This window comes from Corynebacterium sp. HMSC062A03, assembly GCF_001811145.1.
Lineage (GTDB): Bacteria > Actinomycetota > Actinomycetes > Mycobacteriales > Mycobacteriaceae > Corynebacterium > Corynebacterium aurimucosum.
In genome coordinates this window covers 146,594-168,508 of the sequence record NZ_KV803707.1, presented here as the reverse complement: position 1 = coordinate 168,508, position 21,915 = coordinate 146,594, and the positions used below count along the sequence as shown (strand labels likewise).

Sequence of the window (21,915 nt, the reverse complement as noted above, 5' to 3'; positions counted from 1 at the left end):
ATTATCGGGCTAGCGCCCAAAGCGGCGTGAGCGCTGCGAATAATCGCGCAAAGCGCGCAAGAAATCTACCCGGCGGAATGCGGGCCAATACGTATCCGTAAACCAAATCTCTGAATAAGCAGCCTGCCACAGAAGGAAGCCGGAAAGACGCTGTTCACCGGAGGTGCGGATCACGAGATCTGGGTCCGGCAAACCTTTGGTGTAGAGGTTGCCCGTGATGGCCTCTGCCGTCACGTTCTCCGCAATCTCCTCAGCGCTCAATCCCTTTTCGGCTTCGCTACGAATGAGACTCTGCACGGCATCAACGATTTCTTGACGCCCGCCGTAGCCCACCGCGATGTTAACGATGACGCCCTGGTGATCTTCTGTGGCTTCAGCAGCGCACTGCATTTTGGCGGTAACCTGTTCAGGAAGCAGATCTAGGTGTCCCACGAGACGGATTTGGCAATCCAGATCGCCCTGGGAAAGGTGCGTGACAACATCAGAAATGATGTCAAAAAGCAGCTGCACTTCCTGCTCGCTGCGCTTCAAATTTTCCGTCGACAACAGGTAAATAGTGACGACCTCAATGTCAGTGCCTTGGCACCAAGAGATCATCTCACTAATTTTCCGCGCTCCCTGGCGGTGACCGTGGCTAATATCCGTAAAGCCCGCCTCGCGCGCCCAGCGGCGATTGCCATCCGCCATGATTGCCACGTGGCGTGGCTGCGGTTTGTTCTTAATCTCACGCGTTAGACGCGCCTCATACAGGGGATATAGGAGCTGGCTTAGGAACTTCACGGTGGGGAAACGTCCTCTGCGTTAAAAGATGGACTTCTTACTGTTATCGAGGATGCCGGCTTCCTTCATAGCCGCATCGACCGCCTCATCATCGAAAGGATCAATGCCGTGATCCTGCGCGAACATGGTACGGCGGCGGAAACGCGAGTAGCGGCGGTGAAAATTCCAGCCTGCGAAGAGGACGGCAACGCCCATCAGGGCAAGGATGAGCAAACCGATGGGCGAGGCCTTACCGAACTCTGGTCCTACCGGCCCGCTTTGGCTCCCCTGGGCGAGCAGGGCGACGTCATGCGCCGCGAAGTACAAAGCGTTCATGTTTTAAGCCTCCCCTACTTCCGGGATTCCCGCAAATAAATCATCCTCCGGCAGCGCCGTCGAAACGCGGGTCTTAGCCAGCTCAAATTCCTCCGTAGGCCAGTGCTCCTGCTGCACGGACACCGGAGTCGCAAGAAAGGCACCGGCCGGATCAATTTGGGTGGCGTGTGCGCGGAGAGCGTCCTCCCGATTTTGGAAGTAGTCCGCGCACTCTACCTGCGTGGTCACTCGCGCCATGATGTCACCGAAAGCGGTATCCCACCGCGCAAGCATCGGCTCATAAGGGCTCACCTTTCCTTCCTCCACAAGGAGGTCGTGGAAAATCTTCATCCTTTGATACACAAAGCCGTGCGTGTAGTAGAGCTTCAGCGGCTCCCACGGCTCCCCCAATTCTGGGTGGTACGCGGAATCGCCCGCCTTGTCCCACGCCAACATAGACGCTCGGTAGACCATGAGATGATCCGGGTGTGGGTAGCCGCCGTTCTCGTCATAGGTAATGATGACGTGGGGGCGGAAGTCACGGATAATCTCCACCAGCTCTTGGGCTACCTCATCATCTTCCTTGAGAGCAAAGCAGCCCTCGGGGAGCAGGTCCTTAATATTAGGCGCAAGCGGGTTGCCGGGAAGGCCCGAATCCACGTGCCCAAGCCAGCGGTGTTGCACGCCCAAAGCGGCGGCCGCTTCCGCCATTTCCTCTCGACGAATACTGCCCATATTCTCAAGGACGCCAGGGCGGTCCATGGCCGGGTTGATAATATCCCCACGCTCACCACCGGTACAGGTGACGACGAGGACCTCCGCCCCTTCCGCAGCATATTTCGCGGTTGTCGCCGCACCCTTCGAGGATTCGTCGTCAGGGTGCGCGTGAATAGCCAACAGGCGCTTTGTACTCACTGGGTGCTACATCTCCCTAGATTGCTTCTTTAAACAGACGCCCAGTCTAGTGGATAGTAGCTTCGCGGCGACCGTTGGATAGAATCAGACTCATGTCTGACGCCCAACCCGCTTCTCGCTCCGCACGTTCACAGTCTCGATACGGTTCCAAGACACGCACCCCGCGTACAGGAGGTTCCTGGACCAATCGGGCACTGGTGCTGGTGTTTTTGGCCATGTTTGTCGCGGCCATCGTCTTTGGCGTTCAGTACTTCCGCAGCCAGCAGAAGGTCAACGCAGATATATCCTATGTCACACACGAGATCCTCTCCGATGACTCCATGCGCATTTGGGTAGACATCACACGCAACCGCGTTGAAGAACCTGCTTATTGCATCGTGCAGGCTTTTGACTACTCCAAAGCCGAGGTCGGCCGCCGCGAAATTGCCGTGCCGGCCGGCGGCGAGTCTGCCCAGCGCGTCGCAGTGGACATCCCCACCAACCACCCGGCTGTCGCCGGTGGCGTCTACGGTTGTTCTGGAAATATTCCTTCTTATCTCGATGCCAGCGCAATGGATACAGCGGGTGAGGCAACCGACAACTAAAAGCCCAGCTGTGCTAGTATGTTGAGCGTTCTGAATGGGCTGCGCCACCTGCGCTTTTGCGCCCGTTCTTTGAGAAATAAAAGTGTTCATTAGAAACCGTATACGGAAGGTTGCACTATGGCTGAGCAGCAGAAGCAATACATCACCCCGGAAACCAAGGCCAAGCTCGAGGCCGAGCTGCAGGCCCTGATTGACCACCGCCCGGTCGTCGCCGCGGAAATTAATGAGCGCCGCGAGGAGGGTGACCTTAAGGAGAACGCGGGTTACGACGCCGCACGCGAGATGCAGGACCAGGAAGAGGCCCGCATCAAGCAGATCTCCGAGGTTCTGGCTAACTCCACCACCGAGCGCACCGCCGTCCAGGAGGGCGTTGCCCACATCGGTTCGGTGGTCCACGTTTACTACAACGGTGACGAAGAGGACCGCGAGACCTTCCTCATTGGTACCCGCGCTGCTGCTTCCGACAACAAGGACTTGGAGACCTACTCTGAGCAGTCCCCGCTGGGCGCTGCCCTTCTGGGTGCTGCCGAGGGCGAGACCCGCGAGTACACCGCGCCGAATGGCAAGACCTTGTCGGTGACCGTGGTCTCCGCTGCACCTTATGATTCCGCAAAGGCCGCAACTCCGCGCAAGTCCTAATTTATACTGCTCTTAGGTCACCGTTTTTCTGAGAAAGAGTTTTATCCCCATGAAGAAGTTCACTCGTTTCGCTGCTGCCGGTCTGGTTGTCTCTGCTGGTCTTACCCTTGCTGCTTGCCACCCGCCGAGCGAGCAGGATTCCACTGAAAAGGTCGACACCGGTGCTACCTTCACCGGTGAGGCCCCGGGAGCCGGCGCAGCCGAATCCTCCGAGTCTGCAGATGCCACCGACGTCGTTGGCACCGAAGCTGCCACCGAGACCGCGGTAGCTCCGGCTGAATACACCACTGCCCCGGTTCAGCAGTAAGCTCAACGGCATCTTAAAGCGAGAGCGGCGCCCCGAATAATCCGGCGCCGCTTTTAGCATTTTGAGGGCACTTCCCCTCCACCGCCTTGCACCTAGTTTTCTTCGCGGGCCCAATCCCCAATAACCCCTGGCAGCACCGCAGGGGCTTCGCCTAATAGGTCGCGGCGGTTGGGATCGCGCTCTACCTGCGTGGTAACGGATTTGATTCGCCGTTCACCATCGCCGCCACGTGCCATCCCACCCATCAACGGCATCATGCGCATCCCCGCACCACGGGCATTGCCAACACCCGGCTTCGCACCGTGCGCTCCGCCGGCAGCACCCACGACACCACCGGCGTTGCCGACGGCACCAGGACCGGCCACGCCGCCCATGCCACCCACACCAACGGCACCACTGCCTGCATTACCGCCCAGGAGGCCACTGCCGCTTAGCGACGCCCGCCCCTCCCGCTGCTGACCAGCCCCTGTTACGGCCCCGGGAAGTCCACCAAGTACCGGATGCGTTCCAGTCTGCGGCCCGCCAAAGGAGGAATTCAAGCCGCCCACGCCCGCCGCGGAAGTGGTTGGATTCGCTGATGCCTCCGGCAAACGACCATTGAGTCCCGCAATTCCTCCGGGAAGCTGGTTGCCACGTCCATCAGCGAGACCGACCGATCCCAACCCATTGAGACCACTCGCCGCATAAGGCGCACCACCCGGAGCAGTCGTGGCTCCTGTCATCGTGCCGTGAACTGGGTTAAGAGACCCGATTCCCGCACTAGCGGCCGACGTGTTTACCTCGGCTGCATTGATGGGTGCCAGCGCCTCACCAAAGCCTAGGTCGTTGAGGATACTGCGCCCACGATTATGTAAATCACCATGAAGCTTCGCGATATCCTCAGCGCCCATCCCGACGCTTTCAAGCCCTTGGATCTGACCATTGGCGACATTGAAAGACCCAGGCCCCACAGCACCACTCTCGATTGCTTCAGCAATCTTTTGGGGCCAGGCAACCCCATCTGTGTTGTACCGGTTTCCGTCGCCCGCGACGGCTCCAAAATGAGTGCTGGTGTCCCCACCGCCGCTGGGTGGTGCCGCATCCATGAGTGCATGCTGATACGGCATAGCCGAAATCACTTGCTGCTGCAGAACACCCTGCATATAGGTCAATGCTGCTTTTTCAGCAGCAGCGCGTGCAACAGGATCTGGAATTGCGGCCACCTCGAATGCCAGGGCAACGGCTTCGGGTTGAACGTTCACTAGCTGCGCTTGGAAGCCAAATAGCTTCTGCTGCATGACATTTGCGTTGGCGATGAAGTGCGTTCCTGCCTGTGCGACCTCACGAATTTTTTGTGCCGCTCGTGTAGTAGCTTCGCTGTCATTCTCCGATTCTAAGGACGCGGCTGAGCGCTCAAGTCCAGCGACGATATCAGCGACTTCCCCACTCAGCGCTCCCCACCGCGCATTCGCTTCGGACACATCCCAGAAGCGAGTGCTGAACAGATTCGATGCCAGGCCCATGATGGACGTTCCCGGGTCCACGATCGGAACAGTAAACCCAAACGGACTATAGCCCGGATCCGGTTGCGAGACTATCGGCATCGACGCTGCCCCGCCTCCCCCGCCAGCATCAGCGACATCCAGCCCCCGGCTGGTGAGTTCGTCTTGTGATTCGAAGCTTGCTAATTCAGTTTGAAGTGTCTCCGCTAACCAGGCTAGTTGCGTGTTAAATCCTTTGAGAGAATGCTGGGCAGATCCGGGGTCATTTGTCAGCACGCGCTCGTGGATACCCCCAACATCCTTTATTCCCATCACCGGGGAAAATCCACTATTTAGCGGAGAACGCACCCCATCCGCAACACCTTTGAGCTGCTCAGACAACCCCTTAATCTCGGATATTTGATTGAAAAGGTTTAAAAAGTTTATTTGCATGTTCGCCCCCGTTAGGTTGTAAGCGTATAAAGAATTTCTTCCCCGATCACGCATCGATCGTGATCTTGAGTGGTACTAAAGCCAGTAGATTCAATCATCAAAGTTCCCCCGATGGTCTCTAGATACACTGTGCAAAATAGACGACCAAAATCAGGATCATTCAGGGCAATAACCGGAAGCTTCTCACCTTGATAGACCCGTTGTCCCCCATATTGTTTTTCCAACTCCTGAATGCCGACATCGGTTACACCGAGCCCAACGAAACCAGTTTCTCCCTCTGAATTTTCAATCTGAAAGCCACAGTGAGAATAGCCAGATTCGCGGATACTCGACTCCAAGCGCATAGAGAGTCCCGCTTCTTCTAGACGATTCCTTGGAATCTCCACACAAGGATCAAACAAGTGGAAGCCTTCAGCATGTCGATCAAAATCACCAAGTGGCGGCAGCACCCCATCTCCCGCACGAGGCTCGTCGCGTGAAGCCTGATCCTCTCGCGACCTCGTGGCGGTGGCATCAGCGGCCCCCGAGTCCCCTGAGCCACCGCCGGTGTTATCGCCAGGAACATTGTGAAAGTCCCCCGGATTATCACCATGGTCGCGAGCACCTAGACCTAGCGGAGATGCACAGTTTGACAGCACCCCGATACAAACTGCCACCAGCACTAGGCCCCCGATTCGCTTCATGGTTTCCTTTCAACCAATTTTCCTGACCATCAGAAGCCCCTCGCTGAAGCTGAAAGCTTCGAGCGGCTTCTGCGACCAGAATGCATGAGAACTATCAAGATGTCGCGCCAGAGCCAAATAAGATTCATGTAATATTTCCCGACAGAACACCTATTCGACGACATTAATAGAACTTTTATAAATAATCGCTGGTCGTAGCCTGTAAGAAATTTGGACGCCAGCAGTGATCTACATGTGACCGAGCTGCCGATTATAACCAAGTGGGGGTCCCCTAATTACAACACTGTTAACTTTCGGGTGTCGTTTTTCCAATAGGAAAGCAGGAAGCCAACCACCTCATATGATCCCACTAGACAACATCTCAAGCTCCGCTTAAAAGCCCAGCTAGCTCCATCAACACGCAAGGAAATGGCAATGGCACAACAACGCGACACTGCGGTTAGTAACAGTCACACCATTGCCAGCAGACGAGCGGCAACCCACATAACCCCTGATTGACTTCTCTCAAGCTTCGATAAATCGAACATTTCGCCCATAGCCACCAAGAGAACCTTTGACTTCACAAGCATAACTACGTGGATGGTCATCCACGTAGCGCGGGGAAAATGACTAACGCACCGAGCGGAATCAATACACAATCACACACGGGACTTTAGGAACATTCGTGCTAACAGCTGGCCAGCTTCGACGGTTTTAGCACTGAGGCGAAAGAAAGAACGCTCCGCCTATAGCCGGCGCTGTGCCCAATAGAAGGTTCGCGGCTCAGAAAAGAAACCGGTGGCCGGAACCACAAAGATTGTGGTGCCGGCCACCGGTTCGCAATAGCGTTATGAGACTGATTAGTCCCTAAAGTAGCTCAGCAGACGGAGAATCTCGGTGTAGAGCCAGACCAAGGTCACAGCCAGACCAAGAGCGATACCCCAGGCGTACTGAGCCGGAGCGCCCTGACGGATAAGGCGATCAGCTTGGTCAAAGTCCGTCATGAAGGACAGCGAAGCCAAGACGATGCAGACAAGGGAGAAGATGATGGCGAGCATGCCGCCATCACGCAGCGGGTTGAAGCCGAAGAAAATAGCACCCAGCATGTTACCCAGCGCCAACACTGCCACACCGGCAATAAGGCCGAACATGATCTTGTTGAACTTCGGGGTGACCTTGACCGCACCGGTCTTGTAGACCATCAGCATGCCGATGAATACACCTACAGTGCCCATGATGGCCTGACCGATAAGCGCCATACCATCGGAGTTACCGAAGGATACGCCAGCGAACATGAGCGAGAAGCCGCCCACGAAAAGGCCCTCAAATACGGCGTAAATCAACGTCGCCGCAGCGGAACCAAACTTCTTGCCAAACGTTGAGACGAGAACAGTAATGAAACCGCCCAGCGCACCAACCAAGGTAAGAATCATCGCAATGCCCGGGTTAATCAACTCACCAATGGCGAAGTTAAGTACGGCCATTACGATGATGACGCCAAGAGTAATACCAGTCTTGGTCACGACATCATCAACCGTCAGCGGACGATCAGCGCTACGGTTTCCTTGGTTAAACGGATTGTCGCTCTGACCGTAGGGGTTAACCTGGGTCTGGCTTTGGCTGGACGAGAGGGAACTCATGACGGGGTTGCTAGAACGCACGCGAATCCCGATTCCTTTCACAGTCGTTCTCTAAAAAGCGGCCACTCGGGGCCGCCTTGTCTTTCACTTCACTAGGATCAACGCTCCCCATTGCTAGGAAGTTCCCAAAATCCCAAAATTCGCAAAATTATCCATGCTTAACAGGGAATCGTCGACAAGCACTGCTCTTCCCCGCAACAACTGTTCTGATTAGATAGAGAGTTTTTTGGGTTTTCAATCTCCACCCCTTGATTGGACCATCGTTTCCGCTGGTCATGGTGCCCCCACTGGGACTCGAACCCAGACTGAATCGATTTTAAGTCGACTGCCTCTGCCGATTGGGCTATGGGGGCCAAACCGTGCCCACTTATCTTAGGGCACGGATAGTCATGAACTGAAAACAGGGTCGGCTTCTGCGTAGCCTTCCGGCCTTAGCCCGCTAGTTTTGCTGCAAGGCCGGTAATGATGCCATCGAGGATGTCTTTCTCACTGATGAAGAAAGAACGTGCCTCGCTATTGCGTTCAATCATCGTCATGATGCCCTCGACTGCCACGCATCCACCGCCAATGACATCCGCGCGTCCAGGGTGGATGACGGGGTTGAGAGCGCGAACATCCGAAGGCAGACCAATCATCTGTCGGGTGAGCACCCGCAGGGCGTCGAAACGCAGCTCGGAGCCATGAATGGAATCGGCATCGTAGCGCTCCATTCCCTGGGCCAGCGCGGAAAGAGTCGTAAACGTACCGGCGCAGCCAACGAAGGTCAGGGCTTTATCGATAGGAACGATCTTCTCGACTTCGGCCATGCGCTCAGCCACATAATCCGTAGCGATCTCAATTTCCGCTTCGGTGGGCGGATCATTGCGCATGATGCGCTCGGTAAGACGCACACATCCCATTTGTGCCGAGTGGGAGCCGAGAATCTCACCGTCGATGGTGCCAACGACGAACTCCGTCGAACCACCACCCAAATCGATAACGCAATATGGGCCCTCTTCAGAATGCAGGTCCCCCACCGCGCCGGTAAAGGACAGCAGTGCTTCCTCCTCGCCGGAGATAACCTCCGCACGAGCACCAGGCTGGACTTGACCGAGCAGTTCTTCAGTCATGTCAAAGAATTCGCGGTGATTTTTGGCATCGCGGGTGGCTGAGGTGGCCACCATCCGCACGCGCTCAACCTTCTCAAACTTCATCTGTTTGACGTAGCCCTCGAGCGCTGCGCGGGTCCGCGCAAGGGCCTCTGGTTCAAACTCGCCGGTGGCGTCGACGCCCTGTCCGAGACGAACGATCTCCATCGTGCGGGAGATATCGCGGATCTTTCCATCTTCCTGAATCTCACTGATAAGCAGGCGGATGGAGTTGGTTCCGCAGTCGACAGCAGCGACGCGTGTCATAAGGCTAGCCTTTCTCTTAACCGGCGTTAGAAAAATCGAACTGGGCCATATCAATGCCCAGGTCCCCCACGGTGGGCCAATCCTCTGGGATGGCACTTCCTCGAAGTTTACCGTGTTCTGCGGCCATCGCTACGGCTTCGGTGCCGAAACGTACGCGGCCTGGCCCCTCCGCCAGGGCGTACGCAATGAGGACGTGAAGGCACTTCACGCGCTCAGGCATGCCACCACCGGAAAAGTCAGTACCTAGGTCTTCCATGGCGTTGCGGGTTGCCAGGTAGTGTTCATGCGCGGCTTGATAATCCTTCTGCAAGTCCTCGTCCTCTGCAAGGCGCTGCTCCATCCATTTCATGACATGGGCAACCTCAAGGCGCGATGCCTCAGCAGTCAAGCGCGGATCGGTGAGGTAATAAAGGGTGGGAAACGGGGTGCCGTCGGGAAGCTTAGGCGCGGTCTTAATAACCGCCGGGGCTCCGTCCGGAGTGCGGTATGCAATGTCCACGACGCCGCGTGGGGTGCGGCCCAGTTGTTCGCGGACGACTTCAAGATCAGCATCGGTCACGGTCATAGGAACCATTGTGACACGGAGGAATGGTTGAGTCCTATTCAGCAGGGGCTTGCGGTTGATTCTCTGCTTCTTCCGCTACAGAATCCCACAACACCGCGTACCACTCGCGGTCATCGGTATCCTCGCGACGCTCCGAGGTTACCGTGTCACCCGAGTCCATGCGCGGATCCATAATGCGGAAGGCCGTTTCACCCTCATCCATCACACCGAACCGGCGACGCGCCTCCTGCTTGACGTACTCCTCCGAGTTGTACTTATCAATCTCGGTGAGGAGCTCATCCTTATGGGCCTGCTTGGCGGCAATAGAGCTTTCTAGGCGGGCAATTTCTGACTGGCCGTGGTAGTAATTGCGCAGCGGGACAGCAATGGATAACAAGACTACGAGAATAACGGCAATGATCACACCGACGCCCAGAATGTCCAGGCCTTTAGGCTGGACCGGGGTCTTCTTCCGCTTGGTGCGCTGCGCATCGCGGGCACGCGTGTGTACCGGAACGGTGTTCCGGCGCTTCGTACGAGGAGAAATAGTGCGTGCCATCGGGAAGCCATTGTATCCCGGACCGGCCCCAGTGCTGTGCGGCGCGCGTCGTGTCTCAGAAATAACACGTGTCACAGAAGTTCAAATTCCGTTCCGGTACGTGCTCCGCGTCAACTTGGGCTCTGCAGCTACCCTCCCAACGCAAAAGGTGCCACAGTTTCCTGTGACACCTTCTGAACTAGCGCTAGCTCAGCGGACAGTCCGAGAAGACTGCCACTAGAGGCTAGTGGCAAACTTAGCCCTGAAAGCGCGGAAATGCGGAGCGGCCGGCGTAAACAGCGGCATCGCCCAGCTCCTGCTCAATACGCAGCAGCTGGTTGTACTTGGCTACGCGCTCAGAGCGGGCCGGAGCACCCGTCTTGATCTGGCCACAGTTCAGGGCGACTGCGAGGTCAGCAATGGTGGTGTCCTCGGTCTCACCGGAGCGGTGGGACATCATGGTGCGGTAGCCGTTGCGGTGAGCCAACTCGACGGCATCAAAGGTCTCGGTCAGGGTACCAATCTGGTTGACCTTGACCAGCAGAGCGTTAGCAGCCTTCTTGTCGATACCCTCCTGGAGGCGTGCCGGGTTGGTGACGAAGAAATCATCGCCGACGATCTGAACCTTGTCACCGATAGTCTCGGTGAGCTTGGTGTAGCCCTCCCAGTCATCTTCCTGCAGCGGGTCCTCAATGGACACGATCGGGTACTTAGCAACGAGCTCCTCGTAAACCTTGGCCATCTCCTCAGCAGTGTGCTCGCCGCCCTCGAAGTGGTACTTACCGTCCTTGAAGAACTCGGAGGAAGCAACGTCTAGTGCCAGAGCAACGTCCTTGCCCGGCTCGAAGCCAGCCTTCTTGATTGCGTCAACGATGAGGTCGAGCGCTGCCTTGGTGGACTCGACAGACGGAGCGAAGCCGCCCTCGTCACCCAGACCGGTGGACAGGCCCTTGTCCTTGATGACGTTCTTGAGTGCGTGGTAAACCTCAGTGCCCTGACGCAGCGCCTCGGAGAAGGACTCCGCGCCAATCGGAGCGATCATAAACTCCTGGACGTCCACGCCGGAGTCAGCGTGGGAGCCACCGTTGAGAATGTTCATCATAGGAACGGGCAGGACGTGGGCGTTCGGGCCACCGACGTAACGGTAGAGCGGCAGGCCAGCGGACTCGGCAGCGGCCTTAGCTGCTGCGATGGAAACGCCCAGGATGGCGTTGGCGCCGAGGCGAGACTTGTTCTCAGTGCCGTCCAGCTTGATCAGGGCCTGGTCAATGAGACGCTGGTCATCGGCCTCGAAGCCGGCAAGTTCATCAGCGATCTCTTCGTTGACGTTCTCAACGGCCTTAAGAACGCCCTTGCCCAAGTAGCGGTCACCACCGTCGCGCAACTCGTGAGCCTCGTGAACACCGGTGGAAGCGCCAGACGGAACGCCGGCGACACCGCGTGCGCCATCGTCGAGGAAGACTTCGGCCTCAACGGTGGGGTTGCCGCGGGAATCAAGAATTTCGCGTGCCATTACGTGGATGATGTCAGCCATGCTGCTTTCACTCCTATAGAGCCAAATTGATCTTGGTTTGTGTTCTGGGAGGTGCTCCCAAACCACCTGCAGCCAATTGTTCCAGAAAACTTCGGAACGTGTCGGGCTTAAACGGACAACGTGACAAAGATCTAGGAAGAGACTAGGACGTCGCAGGCTGTTCAATGGCGTAGGAATTTGCCGCTGCCGCCACTTTACGCAGGTAGTCCTCCGATTGGTTGTAGTTGAGGACGGCTGAGCGCCAGCCTTCCGGCGTGGAAAGGTCCCTATCCCCAAAACACAACAATGCGGCGGCACCCAGCGCAGCATCATCAATCTGGTTGGGATCAGCCACCCCATCGCCATTGGCATCACGACCTAAATGCTCCCACGAAGAAGCGATAAATTGCATCGGTCCGACGGCGCGATCAAAGTCGGTATCGCCGTCAATCACGCCGCCATCACTATCCGGAACCATGGTGGTGTTGTTCGTACCATCGAGAGGTATACCCACGATGGGTGGGTCGGGGTAGCCGTTCTCATCGAGTGTAGAACGGTGAAAGAGATTGCCGTTATAGGTCCCGTGACGGCTTTCAACCCAACCGATCCCCGCAAGGGTATTCCAGCGCAGATTACAGTTCGGCCAGGACTCCCGCGCAATCAACTCCGCATTGCCATAGGCCCGCAAGGCTTGATCGGGGATGCTGGTGACATCAGCAAGCTGGTCGGACCACCACGTCAATTTATCCGCCGTGCGCCCCGGAGCGTCGACATCAATATTGGGCACTTCTGCCCCGCCGACCGGTGGAAGATCCTCTGGGACAGAGGAAAGCTGCCGGAACGGGGATGGCTTATCCAAGAAGGAAAGACTCCAGGCCACCAGGGAAATGATCAGAATGATGGCTAAGACAATTCCAAGGCCACAGCCCCCGATCCTCCTAAGCCCCTGCGTCATAAAGGTGAATACTACAGCCCGTTGCGCGAAGGGGGTCTAGCGACACAGAGGGCACCACGAGGCGACTATATAGGCACGCCCTACGAAATTTGCGAAACAAAAGTTATGTCAAAATGTTCCCATGCGTAACATTCTGCGCTACACTGCAGCGTTGAACAGAGAGCCGAGGCCCCGCTGGTGCTCCACGTTCTATCACTGTCCGTTCTAGAAACGTGCTTTTCTCTTAGTCAAGGAGTTCCATGTCCATCCGTCGTATCCTCGCTACTGCTTCCGCCATTGTTACTCTGGGTGCCATCGCACCCGCTACCGCCTCCGCCGCTTCCCTCACTGAGCTGGGCGGCTTCCTTTCCCAGGGCATCCAGTCCGCTGACTGCAACGCCCTGCGCAGCACCCTCACACTCATCGATCGAAGCACTGAAGTCGAGCTTCTGACTCCGGATACCACCCGCAACCAGCTTTCGAAGAACCTCACTGCACTGGGCACCACCGAGGAACTCGGCCCGCTGGCCTTTGCCGCGGTGAAGTACGCCGGTCAGACCGCTGACCGCGCTCTCGAGTGCAAGATTGTCAAGGAAGACACCATCGCCACCGGCGGCACGGGCCTGTCCTCCAAGATTGCGGACTACGCTCCCCTACTGTCCTCCATGATCCAGAAGGGCTAGTCCTTCTTTTCTCGGGCCTTACCTTCGGCCCACAAGCGCTCCTGTTCCTCTACCCCCACGATGTCCTCTGAGCCATCAAAAAGGTAGGGCGCGCGGGAGCGCATTTTGTTGACGAAAGACATCGCAACATCATCAAGGTTGAAGGCCCCACGGCGTGCCGCGATTTCGGCGTGGAAGAGGATCTGCAGGAAGACATCGCCCAATTCCTTCAGCAGCTCAGCATCCGAAGCATGTTCCCGCACTGCCTCGGCAAACTCAGCGGACTCTTCCTCCATATATGGCAGCAGGGTCTCGTGGGTTTGATCGCGCTCCCACTCCCCTATGCGCCGCGCGCGCATCATCACCTCGCGCGCCTGCCACATCGGATCCTCCAAGGAAGGAGCGAGGATGAGCTCCGCGTGGGCGTCGATAAGCGCGCGCACCTGCGGATGGGAGGGGTCCGTGCTCACCACAACACCGTGGCCTGCAGGATCCTCACCGCTCAGTAACTGGTCGAAGTCCCAGCGAACTTTCACAGGAACTTCATCGGTAAAAACAACAGGTCCCTGCAGTTTTCCAACGGCCTCCATGGGTATTAGGGTGGGCCAGCGCGGATCTAACAACAGGACAGTCATAAGCAACGAGTATAGGTCCCGGGCCCGATGAACATTCGCTGCAGTTGCACAAAAGCCCGCCTAAAGGGGTACTTTTAACCAATGACCACTTCCAATCTCACCGAATCGCCGCGCACGCACTCCGTGACGCTGTGGACGCTCGTCGCGCTCATCATCGGTTCCACGGTGGGCGCCGGAATCTTCTCTCTTCCGCAAAACATCGCCTCCGTGGCCGGCCCTGGTGCCATGCTCATCGGCTGGCTCATTGCTGGCGTGGGCATGCTCTCTGTTGCCTTCGTTTTTCAGATCCTGGCTCACCGCAAGCCACATCTCGACTCCGGCGTGTACTCCTATGTCCGTGCCGGCTTGGGTGATTTCATCGGCTTTACCTCTGGTTGGGGCTACTGGCTCGGCTCCGTGATGGCGCAGGTGGGCTACGCCACCCTATTTTTCAACACTATCGGCCACTACGTCCCTTTCTTTGACGCCGACCACCGCTGGGTTTCTGCCATCGCAGTGTCTTTGTTGTCCTGGGGTATCTTTGCTGTTCTCGCACGCGGGATTAAGCAGGCGGCCATCATGAACATGGTGACGTCCGTAGCCAAGATTGTGCCCATCCTGGCCTTCATCATCATCCTCGCTTTCGTGGGTTTTAGCTGGGACAAGTTCACCTTGGATATCTGGGGCAAGACTTCCGATAAGTCCCTCTTCGAGCAGGTACAGGGCATCATGCTTTTTACCGTGTGGGTCTTCATCGGCGTAGAGGGTGCATCCGTGTACTCGAAGCAGGCCCGCACCCGTTCCGACGTCGGCCGTGCCACCGTCATCGGCTTCATCAGCGTCTTGGCGCTGCTGGTCTCCGTGTCCACGCTGAGCTTCGGTGTACTCACCCAGGAGGAGCTCGCCGCGCTGCCGGATAACTCGATGGCCTCCGTGCTCACCGCCGCCGTGGGTGAATGGGGTGGTGCGCTCATCTCGCTTGGTCTGTGCCTTTCTGTGCTTGGTGCCTACGTGTCCTGGCAGATGCTGTGCGCAGAGCCAATCGTCATGATGGCTGTCGATGGCCTTCTCCCCCGCAAGATCGGAACCGTGAACATTGCCGGCGCGCCATGGGTAGCGCAGCTGATTTCAACGCTGACGATTCAGCTCTTCGTCATTATCTTTTTCCTCAACGAGACCTCTTATAACGCCATGGTGCAGCTAGCTACAATCATGTACCTGCTGCCCTACATCTTCTCCTCGCTGTACCTAGTTCTCTTGGCCGTGCGCGGCAAGGGCCTAACGCACCCACATGCCGGGGTGCGTTTCGACATCTCGGGCCCGGAGGTGAGCCGCCGCGAAAATCGCCGACACTTTTTCATCGGCTTGGTCGCCTTCATCTACTCACTGTGGCTCATCTACGCTGCTGACCCGGTCTACGTGCTGCTTGGTGCACTGGCCGTGGTCCCCAGCATGATTCCTTACGTGGCTACCCGCCTGTACAAGAAGGAACGCGTATTCAACACTTTTGAGTGGTTCGTGGTGGCACTGGTGATTATCGGCGCGGTGGCCGCGGTGTGGGGCTTGGGCACCGGCCGTTTGGTGCTTTAGAAGGCCTCGGGTTCCGAGCGATGTGACAGTACTGCATACGCGATGCAGCTGGTCAGCCAGAGCACGTGGCCGATGGCGCTGATAACGAGGAAAATGCCGCCGGTAATTTCGGCCGCTTCCTCGTTGCCGGACCACCACGTCGGCACGGTGGCTGGCCCAATGTCCCCGAAATCGGGCAGGTTGGCATTGCCCACAATGAAGCCGATAAACAGCAATGCCATTGACACCCACGCCCACTCCAACCGGCTTGGGTAATCAGCGCGGATAAATAGCGGGAGTAACCCGAGCAACACCCAAATGCCAACTAGGAAGATCCCAAACATCACCAACATGAAGGTGAGCCAGCCGCCATTCTCACCGCTGAACTTGATAACCAGGGAGACGGGGATACTGAACAACGCCGCGAACATCCACACCACCATCATGATGATTCGGGGATTAGCTCTACTCGGCCCACTGTGGTTGTTCGCGGCGTTCATTATTTTTCTCCTACGCTAATGACGTTCTTTTTAGTCTTAGCACCGCTGACGTCAACGCGCTCGAGTTCGAACATCGATGCCAAGAAATCCGCCATCCACTGCAGGAGTTCAATGTCTCGCAGCTTGGGGTCAGTGACATTGCGGCCGGCCTTGGGGAAGTTGAGCTGGATGGCCTTGGCCGCCGCGCGGTAATTGGAGCCCGGGAAGAGGCGTTTGAGGCGTACCTGTTTGGAATCCGCCAGCTCCACCGGGTGAACCTTGATGCGGGTGCCCTGCACGGTAATATCGCTGACCCCGGCCCGGCGGGCCTGGTGGCGCAGGCGCGCTACCGCGAGAAGGCGTTCCACAGGCTCCGGGACAGGCCCGTAACGGTCCTGCATTTCTTCCACCACGTGTGCCAGGTCCGCGTTGTCCTTGGACGTTGCAAGCTTGCGGTAAACCTCCAGGCGCAGCCGCTCGGAGTTGATATAGGACTCCGGAATATGTGCGTCCACCGGCAGGTCGATGCGGATTTCCTTTGGCCCTTCGTCCGTGACCACGGGGGTCTCACCGCGGGCAAGCGCTTTGAAGGTCTCTACGGCCTCGCCGACGAGGCGCACGTAGAGATCGAAGCCCACGCCGGCGATGTGGCCGGACTGCTCGGCGCCCAGCACGTTGCCGGCACCGCGCATCTCAAGGTCCTTCATAGCCACGGCCATGCCCGCGCCCAGATCGTTGTTCTGGGCGATGGTGGCCAGACGGTCATAGGAAGTCTCCGTCAGCGTGGCGCCCTTCGGGTAGAGGAAGTAGGCGTAGCCGCGCTCGCGGGAGCGGCCCACGCGCCCGCGCAACTGGTGCAGCTGGGATAGACCCATGTGGTGAGCGTTTTCCACGATGAGGGTATTCGCATTAGCGATGTCCAGGCCGGTTTCCACGATGGTGGTACACACCAGGACGTCGAATTCGCGGTCCCAGAAACCTTGGACGGTGCGCTCAAGCACGTCCTCGTTCATCTGGCCATGCGCGACGACGATGCGCGCCTCCGGCACTAGGTCCCGCAGTTCGCGGGCTTTCTTTTCGATGTCAGCGACTTTGTTGTGGATGAAGAAGACTTGGCCGTCGCGCAGCAGCTCACGGCGGATAGCCGCGGCCACCTGCTTATCCTCGTACGCACCCACATAGGTCAGGACCGGGTGACGGTCCTCCGGTGGGGTCAAAATCGTAGACATTTCACGGATGCCCGCCATGGACATCTCCAAGGTGCGCGGAATCGGGGTCGCGGACATGGTGAGCACGTCCACGCTGGCCTTCAGCGCCTTGATGTGCTCCTTGTGCTCCACGCCAAAGCGCTGCTCCTCATCCACCACAATGAGGCCTAGGTTCTTCCAGTGCACGCCTGTTTGCAGCAGGCGGTGTGTGCCGATGACGATATCCACGGAACCATCCGCCAAACCGGCGAGAATCTCCTTGGACTCCTTGGCCGAAGTAAAGCGCGAGAGCACCTCGATATCCACTGGGAAGCCCTGCATGCGCTCGCGGAAGGTATCGGCGTGCTGTTGCGCCAGCAGGGTCGTGGGCACAAGGACCGCCACCTGCTTGCCATCTTGCACTGCCTTGAAGGCTGCGCGCACTGCCACCTCGGTCTTGCCATAGCCCACATCACCGACGACCACGCGGTCCATCGGCACCGTGGATTCCATGTCTTCCTTGACGGCATCGATGGCCAGCATTTGGTCTTCCGTCTCGATGAAGGGGAAGTTATCCTCCATCTCCGCCTGCCACGGGGTATCGGGCCCAAACTGGTGGCCCGGTGCTGCCTGGCGCTTGGCATAAAGCTCCACCAGCTCACCGGCGATCTCGCGCACCGCGGCGCGCGCCTTCTTCTTGGTGTTCTTCCAATCCGAGCCGCCCATCTTGGACAGCGTCGGTGCCTCACCGCCGGTGTATTTGCTTAGCAGGTCCAGCGAATCCATGGGTACCCACAGCTGGTCGGCAGGCTGCCCGCGCTTGGATGCCGCATACTCCAGCACGATGTACTCGCGACGGGAGGTCTCATCACCGGATTGGACGGTGCGCTCGGCCATCTTGAGGAATTTACCGATTCCATGGGTCTCATGCACCACGTAGTCGCCCTGCTTCAAGGCGAGGGGATCCACGCGGTTGCGGCGCTTTGCTGGGCGACGCTTCGCCCCCGCAATATCGCCCACACGGTTACCCGTCAGATCGGTTTCCGTGATGACGACCAGTGGCAGCGCCTCAGCATCCTTCAGCTTACGCACCTTCGGGAACACCAGACCCGCATGGGACAAGGCCTGGTAGAGGGTGACCTCACCAGGGCTCGGCTCCCACCCAGGAGTGGCCACCTTGGTGGGAATGCCCTTTTCCGCGAAGCGCTCCACCATGCGTTTGATCGCACCCTGCGCAGGGGCAATGAAGGCGGCACGTCCGCCGGCGGTAGTGTGCGCCAGAAGCTGCGCCATCATGGCATCTATCTCTGGGATATCACCACGCGGGGTCGGGCCAGGCTCAAAGTCCAACGGCAGGGTCTCCGATTCGGCGGCGGCGAACATCCCCGGCGGGGCAAAAGTCCACAGCGGGGACTCGATATTCCGGCACGTCGCCTCAAGGGACTCATAGGAGCGGTAACTCGACGCCGAGGTATCCAAGCCCTCAGCAGCCAGCGGACCGTCTGCGCCCATCGCAGCAGCCTCCCAGCCGGCCGCCAAGAACTCCGCATCGGTGGATTCCAGGTCTGCAATGCGGGTGCGGATCTTTTCCGGTGCCACGAGCAACACATGGGTGCCTGCTGCAAGGAGCTCGGGGAGGGTGACGAAGGGCTCGGCGGCAAGCACCGCCAGCACAGCTTCCATACCTTCAGCCGGGATGTGCTCCCCTACTTTGGTCAACAGTTCTGCCAGCGCCGCATTGCCGCCGAACTTCTGCGCCAACTCGCGGGCACGTGCGGCGACCTCATTAGTGATCGGCAGCTCCCGGGCGGGATAGATGGCAACCTCGCCGACCTCAATCTCCGGGATGGCGCGCTGGTCCGCCACGGAGAACTGGCGGATATCCGTAATCTCATCGCCCCAAAACTCCACACGCACCGGGTAATCCGAGGTGGTGGGGAAAACATCGAGAATTCCGCCGCGCGTGGCGTATTCACCGCGCTTGGCCACCATATCCACATGCTTATAGGCGCGAAACTCCAGCTCCGACAGGATATGAGAAAGCTCGTGCTCATTTTCTTCCTTCAGGAAGATGGGTGCACGCCCCTCCACCTTGCTCAGGATGGGCTGGCAATACCCGCGGGCAGAGGTCACCACCACCTGGGCTTTGCCCGCCCCCACTAGGTCGAGCACACGGGCGCGCTTGCCGACGATATCCGGGGCCGGCGACAACCTCTCATGTGGAAGCGTCTCCCAGGCTGGGAAGTAGGCGACCTTATCCCCCAGCATGGCCGTCAGCTCCGCGGTGAGGTCCTCCGCCTCACGCCCGGAGGCAGTCACCACCAGCACCGGCGCATGGTGTGCCAGCGTACCGATCGCCCACGGGCGCGCCTGGTCAATGCCAGTAATGTGCAATGAGGCTTCCCCCACTTGGGAGGCGAGGCCTTTAAGTTTCGGATCTGAGGCGGCTACCTTGAGCAGCCCGCCCAGCATCGGCGTTGCCACCTACTTAGCTCCCTTCAACTTCGGTGCTGCTTCCATGCCGGAAAGACCATTCCAGCACAAGTTAACGATGTGTGCTGCGACGGTCTCCCGCGAAGGCTCGCGCACGTCCAGCCACCACTGTGCCGTGGTGGCCACCATGCCGACGAGCGCCTGGCCGTAGAGCACTGCCAGCTCGGGGTCGAGACCACGGTGTTCGAAGGCCTCACCGAGGATGTGCGCAATCTGATTTACCGCCGTGTTCAACAGCGTGGAGAAACTACGCTCCTCCCCTGGCTTGGAGTCACGCACGAGGATCAAGAAACCATCGGTCTCCTCCTCCACGTAGGTCAGCAAGGCGACGACCCCCTGCTCGATGCGCTCGCGCCACGACCCTGTCTGCAGTGAATCCGTCACAACCTTCTCTAACGCGACAAGCTCGCGGTCGATGACGACAGCATAGAGGCCTTCCTTGCCTCCAAAGTGCTCATAGACCACCGGCTTGGACACACCAGCGCGTGCTGCAATGTCCTCAACGCTGGCGCCTTCGAAGCCACGTTCTGCGAAGGCCGCACGTCCTATGGAGATCAACTGCTCACGGCGCTCACGCCCGGTCATCCTTTGTCGAACCATGCCTTCTACTGTATCTCCCCCACTGGACATGGCCCGCACCAGCTAAAAGTCGGCCGTTAACCGCGCGCCCAAAAGTCTCGGGCACCTGTTTAGGTTTGGCCCACACCTGTCATGTAATATGTCCTCCAGCGCTCATAATATGTGCGCAGTTTCCCCATGGTGTAATCGGCAACACTACGGTTTTTGGTACCGTCATTCTAGGTTCGAGTCCTGGTGGGGAAGCTATTTTCGTTTTCTGCGCCCCCGTCGAAAGCCCCTAGTTTCAGCCCTCCGCGCAATCGATGCCACCTGGGCTGCGGTGTAGTTCAAGGGAGCAATACCGGCTCGCGGAAGCACCCACCCGCGCCAATACGCCATCACTGCTAGGCCAAAGCCCACGAAGGGCGAGATGATCATGCCAAGGGCAAACTTATCGAAGTGGGCGAAGGACGCCATTACGATTCCGGTGAGCACAGCCGGCACGGCATAGAGCGGGCTACCGCCAAAGACCGAGGGAATCTGACCGGAAGCAACATCGCGCACCATACCGCCGCCCACGGCGGTCAGAACGCCTAAGAAAACGCAGGCGATAAACGGCATACCGTAGGCCAGCGCCTTCACGCAGCCAGTCGTACACCACACACCCAAGATGACGGCATCCGCATGCTCAAGAAAGATTTCCCAGGCCTTGCCTTTCAGGTCCGTCAAGAAGGCAATGAGCGCACCCACACACGCCAGAGTGAGATACCACGGATCAGAGATAGCAGCCGCCGGACCGTGCGAGATCAGCATGTCACGAATCATGCCGCCCGCCAGCGCCGAAAAGAGCGCCAGAAAGACGAAACCAATAATGTCGAATTCCCTACGGCGTGCAATCGTGCCGCCAATAATGCCGTTAAGCACCACACCGATGAGGTCAAAGACTTGGTATAGGGAATGGATGAGCGGGTCGACGTCCTGAATCACAGATACTGACCTTAGCCGATCACCTCACTTTTAATCTCTGGCTCCATCTAGTTCTTCTCCGGTTCGGTAAACGCCACCATCCGCTCATCGACTACGACTCCCAAAGAAAGGAGCTCGCGAGCGTATGTAGCAGATTTTCGACCCTGCGGAAAGCACTTATTGATCTATGCAGGAATCCTGCGCATTAGGGCACGTCCCCGCTTACGCGGGGAGCACTGTCGGAGGTTCCAGTTGTAGACGACGGCGCCGGGCTCATCCCCGCTTACGCGGGGAGCACGGATGATGACCTCATCGCAGATGTTCGGGAGACGGCTCATCCCCGCTTACGCGGGGAGCACTAGGCTCCCTTCTTGGCCATAGCGGCCTGCGCGGGCTCATCCCCGCTTACGCGGGGAGCACCGTTTCACCCCCAACGGCAAGTCAGTGGTGGAGGTCTCATCCCCGCTTACGCGGGGAGCACAATCACATTAGGCAGGCTGTAGCGGACGATGGCGGCTCATCCCCGCTTACGCGGGGAGCACAGAAGCCGATGTAGATCCGCTTTCGCTGATTGGGGCTCATCCCCGCTTACGCGGGGAGCACGGCCGGGGTGATTCGGTCGGTAACGCGTCCCCGGGCTCATCCCCGCTTACGCGGGGAGCACAGACTGACCTTCGTTGCCGACAACACCTATCTGGGCTCATCCCCGCTTACGCGGGGAGCACTCCCC

Annotated in this window: 21 protein-coding genes, 1 tRNA gene and 1 CRISPR repeat array; of the genes, 5 read left to right on the top strand and 17 right to left on the bottom strand. The window is 58.3% G+C overall.

Annotated elements, in window-relative coordinates:
- Positions 1-9: 9 nt before the first annotated feature.
- The 3 genes from HMPREF2781_RS11935 to mca are packed head-to-tail and all read right to left on the bottom strand — an operon-like array spanning position 10 to position 1,989.
- Positions 10-780 (bottom strand): isoprenyl transferase, encoded by a 771-nt coding sequence (locus tag HMPREF2781_RS11935; protein ID WP_070447051.1) that lies wholly within the window; start codon positions 778-780, stop codon positions 10-12.
- Between the two features lie 21 nt (positions 781-801).
- Positions 802-1,095 (bottom strand): hypothetical protein, encoded by a 294-nt coding sequence (locus HMPREF2781_RS11930; protein WP_010187365.1) that lies wholly within the window; start codon positions 1,093-1,095, stop codon positions 802-804.
- Positions 1,096-1,098: 3 nt separating this feature from the next.
- A complete protein-coding gene (mca, locus tag HMPREF2781_RS11925) occupies positions 1,099-1,989 on the bottom strand; it encodes a mycothiol conjugate amidase Mca (RefSeq protein ID WP_070447052.1) in 891 nt (296 codons plus the stop codon).
- A gap of 92 nt (positions 1,990-2,081) precedes the next feature.
- On the opposite strand from mca, the gene HMPREF2781_RS11920 reads away from it, so the two are divergent.
- From HMPREF2781_RS11920 to HMPREF2781_RS11910, 3 genes are all read left to right on the top strand, one after another.
- Positions 2,082-2,573: a DUF4307 domain-containing protein gene (locus tag HMPREF2781_RS11920; RefSeq protein WP_070646307.1), complete on the top strand. Its 492-nt coding sequence runs from the start codon at positions 2,082-2,084 to the stop codon at positions 2,571-2,573.
- Positions 2,574-2,690: 117 nt separating this feature from the next.
- A complete protein-coding gene (greA, locus tag HMPREF2781_RS11915) occupies positions 2,691-3,212 on the top strand; it encodes a transcription elongation factor GreA (RefSeq protein WP_010187368.1) in 522 nt (173 codons plus the stop codon).
- A 49-nt stretch (positions 3,213-3,261) separates the two neighbouring features.
- Positions 3,262-3,519, top strand: coding sequence for a hypothetical protein (locus HMPREF2781_RS11910; protein ID WP_070447056.1), 258 nt, complete (start codon positions 3,262-3,264; stop codon positions 3,517-3,519).
- Between the two features lie 92 nt (positions 3,520-3,611).
- On the opposite strand, the gene HMPREF2781_RS11905 is transcribed toward HMPREF2781_RS11910, so the two are convergent.
- The 9 genes from HMPREF2781_RS11905 to HMPREF2781_RS11860 all read right to left on the bottom strand — a co-directional run bounded on the left by HMPREF2781_RS11905 (position 3,612) and on the right by HMPREF2781_RS11860 (position 12,678).
- Positions 3,612-5,102, bottom strand: a complete 1,491-nt coding sequence (locus HMPREF2781_RS11905) for a hypothetical protein (RefSeq protein WP_070646370.1) — start codon at positions 5,100-5,102, stop codon at positions 3,612-3,614.
- Positions 5,103-5,443: 341 nt separating this feature from the next.
- Positions 5,444-6,115, bottom strand: a complete 672-nt coding sequence (locus HMPREF2781_RS12460; RefSeq protein WP_141750592.1) for a hypothetical protein — start codon at positions 6,113-6,115, stop codon at positions 5,444-5,446.
- A gap of 839 nt (positions 6,116-6,954) precedes the next feature.
- Positions 6,955-7,755: a Bax inhibitor-1/YccA family protein gene (locus tag HMPREF2781_RS11890; RefSeq protein WP_070646298.1), complete on the bottom strand. Its 801-nt coding sequence runs from the start codon at positions 7,753-7,755 to the stop codon at positions 6,955-6,957.
- Positions 7,756-8,010: 255 nt separating this feature from the next.
- Positions 8,011-8,087 (bottom strand) — tRNA-Leu (locus tag HMPREF2781_RS11885).
- Between the two features lie 78 nt (positions 8,088-8,165).
- Positions 8,166-9,128, bottom strand: a complete 963-nt coding sequence (locus HMPREF2781_RS11880) for a Ppx/GppA phosphatase family protein (RefSeq protein WP_070646294.1) — start codon at positions 9,126-9,128, stop codon at positions 8,166-8,168.
- Between the two features lie 16 nt (positions 9,129-9,144).
- On the bottom strand, positions 9,145-9,693 hold the full coding sequence (locus HMPREF2781_RS11875; protein WP_070447070.1) for a DUF501 domain-containing protein: 549 nt from the start codon (positions 9,691-9,693) through the stop codon (positions 9,145-9,147).
- Between the two features lie 34 nt (positions 9,694-9,727).
- Positions 9,728-10,231 carry an FtsB family cell division protein gene (locus HMPREF2781_RS11870; protein ID WP_070646291.1) on the bottom strand — a complete coding sequence of 168 codons (504 nt, stop codon included), beginning with the start codon at positions 10,229-10,231 and terminating at the stop codon, positions 9,728-9,730.
- 235 nt (positions 10,232-10,466) lie between these two features.
- On the bottom strand, positions 10,467-11,744 hold the full coding sequence (eno, locus tag HMPREF2781_RS11865; RefSeq protein ID WP_070447074.1) for a phosphopyruvate hydratase: 1,278 nt from the start codon (positions 11,742-11,744) through the stop codon (positions 10,467-10,469).
- Positions 11,745-11,886: 142 nt separating this feature from the next.
- Positions 11,887-12,678, bottom strand: a complete 792-nt coding sequence (locus HMPREF2781_RS11860) for a lysozyme family protein (RefSeq protein ID WP_070646288.1) — start codon at positions 12,676-12,678, stop codon at positions 11,887-11,889.
- Between the two features lie 239 nt (positions 12,679-12,917).
- Between HMPREF2781_RS11860 and HMPREF2781_RS11855 the strand changes: the two genes are divergently transcribed.
- The gene (locus tag HMPREF2781_RS11855) at positions 12,918-13,340 is read left to right on the top strand and encodes a hypothetical protein (protein WP_070646285.1); all 423 of its coding nucleotides are present in this window, start codon (positions 12,918-12,920) and stop codon (positions 13,338-13,340) included.
- On the opposite strand, the gene HMPREF2781_RS11850 is transcribed toward HMPREF2781_RS11855, so the two are convergent.
- The gene (locus tag HMPREF2781_RS11850; RefSeq protein ID WP_070447080.1) at positions 13,337-13,954 is read right to left on the bottom strand and encodes a MazG nucleotide pyrophosphohydrolase domain-containing protein; all 618 of its coding nucleotides are present in this window, start codon (positions 13,952-13,954) and stop codon (positions 13,337-13,339) included. The two genes, HMPREF2781_RS11855 and HMPREF2781_RS11850, sit on opposite strands and share 4 nt — an antisense overlap.
- Before the next feature lie 81 nt (positions 13,955-14,035).
- On the opposite strand from HMPREF2781_RS11850, the gene HMPREF2781_RS11845 reads away from it, so the two are divergent.
- Positions 14,036-15,523 carry an amino acid permease gene (locus HMPREF2781_RS11845; protein WP_070646282.1) on the top strand — a complete coding sequence of 496 codons (1,488 nt, stop codon included), beginning with the start codon at positions 14,036-14,038 and terminating at the stop codon, positions 15,521-15,523.
- On the opposite strand, the gene HMPREF2781_RS11840 is transcribed toward HMPREF2781_RS11845, so the two are convergent.
- The 4 genes from HMPREF2781_RS11840 to HMPREF2781_RS11820 form a co-directional block, all read right to left on the bottom strand.
- On the bottom strand, positions 15,520-16,002 hold the full coding sequence (locus HMPREF2781_RS11840; RefSeq protein WP_070447088.1) for a hypothetical protein: 483 nt from the start codon (positions 16,000-16,002) through the stop codon (positions 15,520-15,522). The genes HMPREF2781_RS11845 and HMPREF2781_RS11840 overlap by 4 nt on opposite strands.
- Positions 16,002-19,640, bottom strand: a complete 3,639-nt coding sequence (mfd, locus tag HMPREF2781_RS11835) for a transcription-repair coupling factor (protein ID WP_070646278.1) — start codon at positions 19,638-19,640, stop codon at positions 16,002-16,004. Before mfd ends, HMPREF2781_RS11840 begins: the two co-directional genes overlap by 1 nt.
- A gap of 12 nt (positions 19,641-19,652) precedes the next feature.
- Complete coding sequence (locus HMPREF2781_RS11830; RefSeq protein ID WP_070646275.1) at positions 19,653-20,261, bottom strand: TetR/AcrR family transcriptional regulator; 609 nt, start codon at positions 20,259-20,261, stop codon at positions 19,653-19,655.
- Between the two features lie 222 nt (positions 20,262-20,483).
- Positions 20,484-21,203 (bottom strand): trimeric intracellular cation channel family protein, encoded by a 720-nt coding sequence (locus tag HMPREF2781_RS11820; RefSeq protein ID WP_193394643.1) that lies wholly within the window; start codon positions 21,201-21,203, stop codon positions 20,484-20,486.
- Positions 21,204-21,393: 190 nt separating this feature from the next.
- A CRISPR array of direct repeats spans positions 21,394-21,910; the repeat unit is 28 nt; unit sequence GGCTCATCCCCGCTTACGCGGGGAGCAC.
- Between the last annotated feature and the right edge of the window lie 5 nt (positions 21,911-21,915).